The 8134-nt window shown below is 67.8% G+C and carries 7 protein-coding genes; 3 read left to right on the top strand and 4 right to left on the bottom strand.

Translation table 11 applies throughout. The annotated features are described in order from the left end of the window. Nucleotides 1–162: 162 nt before the first annotated feature. Entirely contained in the window at nucleotides 163–2028 is a 1866-nt protein-coding gene (locus tag J7J50_RS24100; protein WP_215060873.1) for a sulfatase-like hydrolase/transferase, read from the bottom strand. 260 nt (nucleotides 2029–2288) lie between these two features. Here J7J50_RS24100 and J7J50_RS24095 point away from each other — a divergent pair, with 260 nt between their 5' ends. Further along, the gene (locus J7J50_RS24095; RefSeq protein WP_215060871.1) at nucleotides 2289–3224 is read left to right on the top strand and encodes a 2-oxoglutarate and iron-dependent oxygenase domain-containing protein; all 936 of its coding nucleotides are present in this window, start codon (nucleotides 2289–2291) and stop codon (nucleotides 3222–3224) included. 105 nt (nucleotides 3225–3329) lie between these two features. Here J7J50_RS24095 and J7J50_RS24090 read toward each other — a convergent pair whose 3' ends face one another. The 3 genes from J7J50_RS24090 to J7J50_RS24080 form a co-directional block, all read right to left on the bottom strand. Then, the gene (locus J7J50_RS24090; RefSeq protein WP_215060864.1) at nucleotides 3330–4007 is read right to left on the bottom strand and encodes a DUF6445 family protein; all 678 of its coding nucleotides are present in this window, start codon (nucleotides 4005–4007) and stop codon (nucleotides 3330–3332) included. Nucleotides 4008–4408: 401 nt separating this feature from the next. Continuing rightward, nucleotides 4409–5572: a hypothetical protein gene (locus tag J7J50_RS24085; RefSeq protein WP_215060862.1), complete on the bottom strand. Its 1164-nt coding sequence runs from the start codon at nucleotides 5570–5572 to the stop codon at nucleotides 4409–4411. 650 nt (nucleotides 5573–6222) lie between these two features. After that, nucleotides 6223–6762 carry a DNA-deoxyinosine glycosylase gene (locus tag J7J50_RS24080; RefSeq protein WP_215060860.1) on the bottom strand — a complete coding sequence of 180 codons (540 nt, stop codon included), beginning with the start codon at nucleotides 6760–6762 and terminating at the stop codon, nucleotides 6223–6225. Nucleotides 6763–6934: 172 nt separating this feature from the next. On the opposite strand from J7J50_RS24080, the gene tpiA reads away from it, so the two are divergent. Beyond that, a complete protein-coding gene (gene tpiA, locus J7J50_RS24075) occupies nucleotides 6935–7687 on the top strand; it encodes a triose-phosphate isomerase (RefSeq protein ID WP_215060858.1) in 753 nt (250 codons plus the stop codon). A gap of 72 nt (nucleotides 7688–7759) precedes the next feature. Further along, nucleotides 7760–8134: preprotein translocase subunit SecG (gene secG, locus J7J50_RS24070; RefSeq protein WP_215060855.1), on the top strand; the 375-nt coding region annotated here is incomplete at its 3' end.

Genomic DNA, 8134 nt, shown 5'->3' with positions numbered 1-8134 from the left:
GGGACCCGGCGCACGTCCATGTGCGCCGCCCTCTGGGTGTCCCTGGTCTCGCGAGTTAGTAGCTGCGCCAAGCCAGAGCCAGAGCCGGAGCCGGAGTCAAAGCCACAGCCACAGCAATAGCGGCGGCGGGGGCGAATTGACTTGCTCAAGCTTTCGGGCAAATCAACGCTGCTGAAACCGCGTCAACATTTCCCACGACTGACTCACCGCCGCCGGATCGACCTTGGCGTCGGGCAACGGCTGGTAATTGCGATCCACCACCGTCGCCGCGCCATAGTTGTCGAACAGATAAATCCGGTCGCCCTGACGAATACCGCGCTGCGACCAACTCTCCACCAACAGCGGCCGATCCGCTTGCCCCGGCCCGAACAGATCGCGGCCGGTGCTGTAATCGGCGCTGTCGTTGCGGCAGCCCAGGGCGTGCTTCATCACCGTCGGCACGAAGTCCTCGTGCGAGGTGGTGTTGACGATCTTCCGCGCCGGCTTGCCCGGCCAATGCAGAACGAACGGCGTGTGCAATTGATAGTCGGAGAAATTGCCGTTGTGACCCCAGTAGTTCTGCTTGAGGTCGTTGAACTCTTCGCCGTGATCGCCGGTGATCAGCACCACGGTGTTGTCGGCGAACGCGCTGGCCTGCAGCGCGGCCAGGAATTTGCCGATCAGCGAATCGCTGTAATGCGCCGAGGTGCGATAGCGGTTGAAATCCGGCAGCGGATCGTGGTCCTGGCTGAATTCCAGCGGATTGATCGACTTCGCCATCGGCTGGAACAGCGGCGGATAGCCCTTGGGCATGTAGTAGGGCTGATGGGTCGAATCCATGAACACGAACCCGAAGAAACGCTTGTCGGCCGGCGTGGCGGCGATGTCGCGCTGCAGGTCCTGCAAGATGGCCTGATCGCGCTCGGCGCTCTTGCGCTCGCGCGGGCCGTTGACCAGTCGCTCGCGCACCTCGGAAAACGCGGTGCGATCGAACTCGGGGTTGTACAACGGCGCGCTGCCATAGATGTGCATGGCGTAGCCGTCTTTCTTCATCTGACCGATCAGGGCCGAGCCGCGCTGTTCGGCCAGCATCGGATGCCAGTAACCGCCGGGCAGGCCGTACAGCAGCCCGAACACGCCGAAGCGGGTGGCGTTGCCGGAACTGTAGTGATCTTCGAACACCTGCGACTGCTGGGCATAACGCCAGGTGTTGGGCATGACTTGCTCGGTCATCACGTCGTGGCGCAGCGATTCGAGCAGGATCACCACCACGTTGAGCTTGGGCGCGGCCTCGCAGTCCAACGCGCGGCGCGGATAGTTCAGCAGGCCCTGGCCGACGCCGGGCAGGCTCGCGGAGGGATCGCTCTTGACCCCGAAGCGCTGCAGCGAATCCTTCAGCGTGATCGGCTGCGCCCACGGGATGTAGGGCAGCTGCGACATGATCGCGCGGTCGCCGCGGGCGTCGTAGTAGGCCACCATCGCCTGGCCGAACAGCATCACCGCCAGCGCGATCCACCAGGCCTTGAGGATCTTGACCAGCCCCGGGCGCCGGTTCAGCGCGCGCCACCACAGCCAGGCCAGGGCGATCTCCACCGCCAGCACGCCGACCACCGCCAGCGCGATCAAGCCCCACACCGTGCCGGAGAACACCACCTGGTCCTGCATGGCGCCGCCGAACACCATGTTGGCGACCATCGCATTGAGGTGGAAGCGGTACAGGGCGAACACCTTCGCGTCGGTGACCAGCAGACATAACCAAATCGCCTGCAAGACCACGGCCGACACCGTCATCCAGCTCAGCCGCCGGCCGATCCAGCCCAGCAGCAGCGGCAGCACCCCGAGCAGGGCGCCGAAGAAGATGAAATGCCCCGGCAGCGCCAGGGTCAGGAAGAACGCCGCCTTCCAGTGTTCGGCCAGATGGGCGAAGGGGATATTGAGCGAGGCGATGCCGATGGCGAGCGCGGCGTTGCTCAGGATGAAGCCGGTCAGCCAAGCCAGGGCACGGCGCGCCGGGAAGGCTGGGCGGGCGGCGAGGTCTTCCATGCGCATGGGTTCTCGGCAGCGGTGGTGCGACCGGCGTGCGACACCGGGGTCGGGGGCGCGACTTTAGCCTGGAACAATGCCGCAAGACACCGCCGGAAGACGGGCCGGCCGATCGGGCACGCAGCCGGTGGGCCGGCCGTTCAGCCTGGGCTGCCCCGCCGGACGAAACCGGCGCGATCGCGCCGCCACGTGCACAGTAGCGCGCGGCCGTCAGCTTTGAGCGAAGATAGCCGCCTACCCGGAAGAGACACCAACAGGATCCCAACGTGAGTCAGATTCCCACCCTGGACATCCGCCGCTTCGATACCGATCGCGCGGCCTTCGTCGCCGAGCTCGGCGCGGCCTACCGCGAATGGGGCTTCGCCGGCATCCGCGGCCACGGCATCCCGGCCGAGCAGATCGATCAGTCCTACGATCTGTTCAAGCGCTTCTTCGCCTTGCCCGACGAGGTCAAGCGCAAGTACCACGTCCCCGGCGGCGGCGGTGCGCGCGGCTACACCCCGTTCGGCGTGGAAACCGCCAAGGGCGCCAAGCATTTCGACCTGAAGGAGTTCTGGCACGTCGGCCGCGAGATTCCGCGCGACTCCAAGTACGCCTCGGACATGCCGGCCAATCTGTGGCCGGAGGAAATCCCCGAGTTCCGCGAGCAGGCCTACGGCCTGTACACCGCGCTGGATAACCTGGGCTCGCGCGTGCTCAGCGCGCTGGCCCTGCACATCGGCCTGCCGGAGAACTACTTCGCGGACAAGACCGACTTCGGCAACTCGATCCTGCGCCCGATCCACTACCCGCCGATCACCGCCGACGACATCCCCAACGTCCGCGCCGGCGCGCACGAGGACATCAACCTGATCACCTTGCTGGTCGGCGCGAGTTCGGAAGGCCTGGAAGTGAAGTCGCACCAGGGCGAGTGGGTGCCGTTCACCGCCGACGCCGACACCATCGTGGTCAACATCGGCGACATGCTGCAGCGCCTGACCAACCACGTGTATCCCTCGACCACCCACCGCGTGGTCAATCCGCCGGGCGCGAAGGCGCGCCAGCCGCGTTATTCCACGCCGTTCTTCCTGCACCCGAATCCGGATTTCCTGATCGACGTGCTGGACTCGACGATCACCCCGGACAATCCCAGCCGCTACCCCGAGCCGATCACCGCGCAGGGCTATCTGGAAGAGCGTCTGCGCGAGATCAAGTTGAAGTAAGCCGCGCCAGGTCAACCGTCGATGCAATGAACGAGGCCGGCCTCGCGCCGGCTTCGTCGTATTCGCCGCCGATGATGGCGGGCGGTTCGCGGCGGGCCCGGCGGCCTACGCCATCCAGAAGAACACCGCCGCCATGCGCTTGGTCTCCAGCGTGCGGCCCCAGTAGCCGCTGGCGCTGTGGATCAGGTTGGAGCGGTACAGCAGCAGGCGGTTGTAGCGGTGCGGGACGAGCACGTCCTCGGCGAAGGAATCCGGCGCGACGAAGCGGGTGCCCAGCGCCTGCACCAGATTGGCGTGCGGCGGCGACACGGTATTGCCGCCGCGCTGGCCGTTGCCCAGGCGTTGGCGATAGAAGCCGGTGCCGCACTGGTCCGGCACCGAGGGATTGAGGTACAGCACCGCGGCGTAACGGCACAGCAGGCGCGAGTCGGTGTGCGGGCGCGGCTCGCTTTCGTCGATGCCGACCACCTGCACGCAGTTGTGGTTCAAGTACTGGCCTTCGGGCGGCTCGACCACCCACAGCTTCTGCACGCCGGTGGCCTGGCGCACGCGCGCCTCGACCAGGGCCAGTTCGTCGTCCTGCAGGCCGGGCGTGGCGCGCAGCCCGGGCCAGGTCTCGGGTTTGTACGGATAGCCTTCGGCCCAGTCGGTCTTGGCCAGGCAGCGCGCGCGCACGGCGTCGGGGTCGGGCAGGATGTCGTCCACGACCCAGTAGTCGCGCCCTTGCGTGGGCTTGCGATAGGGCAGGATCGGCAAGCGGGCGGGTGAGGCGATGCGGTTCATCCGCGCACTCTATATCGCGCGGCATGGGCGAAAACGAGCGCGGCGCGGACGAATGCGGGCGCGTTCGCCGTAACCGGTCACCAAACCGGCAACTGATGCGGCTTGCGGCGATGACTGAGGCCGATTTCGGTCGCGCATACGGCGAAGCCGGCCCGAAAGCCGGCTTCGCCTCGAACAAGCGGACGTCCCTGTCCCAGCCCGCGGCATCCTTGGCTGCTGGCCGCGCGGCAGGCCCGCCTCCGGGGCCCGTACTCGACTACTAAATTCGATCCAGGCCGCCGTTCCCTCGGCCGCCTCGCCGGCGCGCGTGCATCCTGCGCGCGCATCGGTGGTGATTCGCGCCGCGGCGCCGTCGAACGCTTATCGCCGCGTCGGCGAATCGGATCGTCGGCGCCGGTCGATCAGCAACCGATCGCCGTGCACAGCGCGACGATGTTGTCGTCGTTGAAGCGCGCGCCGACCCACGCGGTGCCGAAGGCGCCGATGTGCGGGCCGCTGACCACGCTGTTGACCTGATTGCCGGCGCTGGAATTGGGCGTGTAGTTGATCAGCCACGCACCGCCGCTGGCGCCGTATGTCATGTCGCAGCCCTGGACGACGACGTTGGTGCCTTCAGTCGGCGAATCGTAGGTCTGGCCGGCGCAGATGTTGGTGTACTGCGTGCTCAGGTTGCTGGCGTAGCCGTGCGAGTAGGTGTACAGCGAATACGGCTGATTCCAGGCGCGGCCCAGCCAGCCCACGTAGTTGATCACCGGCAGGCCGCTGGTCTGCTCGCCGGTCAGCTTGATCACCGCCACGTCCCAGCGACGGGTGCCGTAGGTGATCCAGTTGGTGGGCACGCGCGCGGTGCTCCAGCCGAACTTGCCGTACGGCGCTTCGCCGTAACGCTCGGCCGGCACGAACAGGAAGTTCGAGTTGAAGCCGGCGCCGAAGGTGTACACGCAATGCGCGGCGGTGGTCAGCACCGAATTGCCGCTGGAGACCTGCGCGGTGCAGTACGAACCGCTGCCGTCGGGCTTGGTGAAATACAGCTTGCCGATCTTGTTCCACGGCGCGGCCTTCCACTGGCTGGTGTAGTAGTTGCCGGGGAAGCGGCTGTAGGCGTAGTGGGCGCCGTCTTTCTCGCCGCCGAGCGCGGAGACCGGCGCGGCCGGTTGGCGCGCGTCCAGCGCTTCGAGCTTGTCCCAGGTGGCGCGGAAGTGATTGCGCGCGAGGTAGTTGCCGAACGCCGGCGCGTTGCCGCCCGGGGCGCTGCCGGCGGTGCGGACCAGCGTGTCGGTCAGTTCGGCCGGGGCGGCCGGCGCGGCCTTGGCGTCGCGATCGACCCACACCAGCGGCTGCACCGCGGCGCGTTGACGCGCGCTGGCGAAGGGATGCGCGGCGGCGGCGGTCTTGGCGTTGAGCTGCTGCGACTTGGGGGCGTCGATCGCGGCGATATCGCCGTAGGGCGTGCGGATGACGCTCTCGCCGGCGCTGGCCAGCGCGGCGGTGCAGAACAGGGCCACGCCGCCGAGTACGGCGAGCTTGCGGGACAGGCGGGTCGGGGGATTGCGATGCGACTTCATGTTTGGAACTCCTTGAGGTATCGCTTCCATGGGCGATGGGCGGATCGGCGGTGGGAAAACCGTCGCGCGCCTCGATCCAGGCGGCGCGGACGCTGTTTCGACCTTCCGAAGACCTCGTTTCGCCTGGATGGGCAGGGCTTGCGCCTCGCGGGCAAGCGCCTGTCCATCCCGCGCCGCTGTAGGGCGGCGCAAGCGATCGTCTGGTTGTGGATGGACCTGTCGGGCGGTCAACCCCAGGAAACGGGGGGGCAGGCGGACGCAGGACAGGGTCGGGGCGAAGAAAATCGCCGCGGCGGGGTGTCGCGGGCCGGCGCCGGAGCCGTGTTTATCGGGCGCAAAGTCTGTGCTGGCAAGGGTTTCGGGCCGATGGCCGGCGCCGGGGCAGGGGGCGCGAATGTTTCAAGCGCGATACGCGATTTGGGGGCTGAAGCGATGGGGCTGAGCGAGATTTTGTGGAAGAGGCGGCTTTTGTGGGAGGGGCAGCTTTTGTGGGAGGGGCTTCAGCCCCGATGCTTTTCGCTCAGCAGCCTCGCAACAACATGGACCCTGACCGAAAAGCATCGGGGCTGAAGCCCCTCCCACAAAAGCTGCCCTCCCACAGAAGCCCCTTCCACAAAAGACTCCGCGGGATTCGCCCGATCGGCGAAGATTCACCCCCCGCGCACCTTCACCCCAGCCTCGCCCAGCGCCTCGCGCCAGGCCGCCAGCTTGGCCTCCCCGCGCTGCGAGGCATTGGCCGGGCTGGTCGAAGGCAGCCGCAGCAGGCGCAGGTCGGGCCGCGCCAGCGGCTTGAGCACGAAGCGGCGGAAGCTGTGCTCGGCCTTGGCGCCGTTGAACAGCACGGTGCGCACCTGCCGATGGCGGGCCAGGAAGCCGGCGAAATCGTTCGCCACCGCGGTGTCGTCGCGGATCGCCGAATCCAGGCTGCCTTCGCGCTCGCACTGCGCCAGCACGTCCCACAGCGCGACCCCGGCCGCGCGCAAGGCCTCGATCCGGCGCTCATAGGCCAGCTCCGGCCCGGCGCCGATCAACTCGCCCATGATCGGCCAGAACCGGTTCTGCGGATGCGCGTAATAGCGCCCGGCGCTCAACGACGCCACGCCGGGCATGCTGCCCAGGATCAGCACTCGCGCCCGCGGCGATTCGATCGGGGCGAAGCTGTGCAGCACGGCGGCGGTCGGTCGGCTCATGACGCAGTTATGGGGGCAGGGGCGATGCAGGCAAAGAGCGACGCGCGTGCCAATCCGCCGACATCGCGGCCGCCCGCGCGAGGCGTATCGCGGCATCGCGCGCACCCGGCCGCATTCGCCCGCGCAGCGCCCAGAAGGTAGACTGCGCCGTCTTCGCAACATACGGATCGCCATGCGCCGCAAGATCGTCGCCGGAAACTGGAAACTGCACGGCAGCCGCGAATTCGCCTTCGCCCTGCTCGATGAAGTCGCGGCGCAGACGCCGCCGGCCGGTGTCGAACGGGTGATCCTGCCGCCGCTGCCGTACCTGGGCGAGCTGGTCGAGCACTACGGCGAGCGCGGCCTGAGTTTCGGCGCGCAGGACGTGAGCAGCAACGTCAAGGGCGCCTACACCGGCGAAGTCTCCGCGGCGATGCTCAAGGAAGTCGGCGCACTCTACGGTCTGGTCGGCCATTCCGAGCGCCGCCAGTACCACGCCGAAAGCAGCCAGCTGGTCGCGCGCAAGTTCGCCGCCGCCAAGGCCGCCGGCCTCACGCCGGTGCTGTGCGTGGGCGAAACCCTGGAAGAACGCGAAGACGGCAAGACCCAGTGGCGCCTGCAGGAACAACTCGCGCCGGTGCTGGAACTGGTCGGCGTGCTGGGCCTGGAAGGCGCGATCCTCGCCTACGAACCGGTCTGGGCGATCGGCACCGGCCGCACCGCCACGCCGGAGCAGGCGCAGGAAGTCCACGCATTCATCCGTAGCGAAATCGCCGCGCACGATGCTAGAATTGCTGGCTCGCTTCCGATTCTGTACGGCGGAAGCGTGAAAGCCGACAACGCCGCCGCGCTGTTTTCCCAGCCCGACGTCGATGGCGGCCTGGTCGGAGGCGCCTCTTTGGTCGCGGCCGATTTCAACGCCATCGCAGCCGCGGCGGCACCCTGATCGCGCGAACCGGTGAACCCCGCCCGTCCGCCGCGGTCGTAACAAGCTCCCCTTAGCGAAGAATCCTCAACGATGCTGTTGTTCCTCAACGTCATCTACGTACTGATCGCGATCGCGATGGTCGCGCTGATCCTGATGCAACGCGGCGCGGGTGCGCAGGCGGGCTCGGGCTTCGGCGGCGGCGCCTCGGCCACGGTGTTCGGTGCTCGCGGTTCGTCCAACTTCCTGTCCAAGGCCACCAAGTGGCTGGCGATCGCGTTCTTCGTGATCAGCCTGTTCATGGGTTGGCAGGCCAGCCGCAGCATGGCCGCCGCGACCCCGGGCAAGCCCGATCTCGGCCTTCTCGGCGGCGCCGCGACCCAGCAGGCCGCCAAGCCCGCGCCGGCCGCGACCACGCCTGCCGCTCCGGCGACCGGCGTGCCGTCGGCCCCGGCCAGCGGCGTGCCG

Source organism: Lysobacter sp. ISL-50 (genome assembly GCF_018612875.1).
Classification (GTDB): Bacteria; Pseudomonadota; Gammaproteobacteria; order Xanthomonadales; family Xanthomonadaceae; genus Lysobacter.
This window is presented reverse-complemented; position numbering and strand designations above follow the sequence as displayed.